Source organism: Dietzia sp. CH92 (assembly GCF_032248695.1).
Classification (GTDB): Bacteria; Actinomycetota; Actinomycetes; order Mycobacteriales; family Mycobacteriaceae; genus Dietzia.
This window is the reverse complement of the sequence record NZ_JAVHXC010000028.1, coordinates 1-323: the sequence shown is the minus strand read 5'-3', so window position 1 is coordinate 323 and position 323 is coordinate 1. Positions and strand designations below refer to the sequence as shown.

Sequence of the window (323 nt, the reverse complement as noted above, 5' to 3'; positions counted from 1 at the left end):
GGTCCCGGCCGCCGAGCTGCACGCCGAGGTGGTCGCGCTGGAGCAGGCCCAGCGCCGGTTGCGCGCCACCCAGGCCCGCGTGCTGGCCGCCGCCCGCGCCTCCGGCACCGCCAGGCAGATGGGCTACATCAACGAACGGCAGATGCTCACCGGCGGCCTGGGCCTGGCCCCCGGCGAAGCCCGCGGACGCCTCGAGGACTCCTCGATCGCCGACACCGCCCGCATGCACGCCACCGCCGCCGGCCAGATCTCCGCCGGGCACCTGAAGATCATCAACGCCACCCTGGCCGCCCTGCCCGACGAGGTCGACGACGACGAACGCG

Annotated in this window: 1 pseudogene; it reads left to right on the top strand. The window is 75.5% G+C overall.

The features are described 5' to 3' along the window. Window positions 1–323 (top strand): annotated as a pseudogene (locus RWK90_RS17310) (HNH endonuclease); the annotation flags it as partial.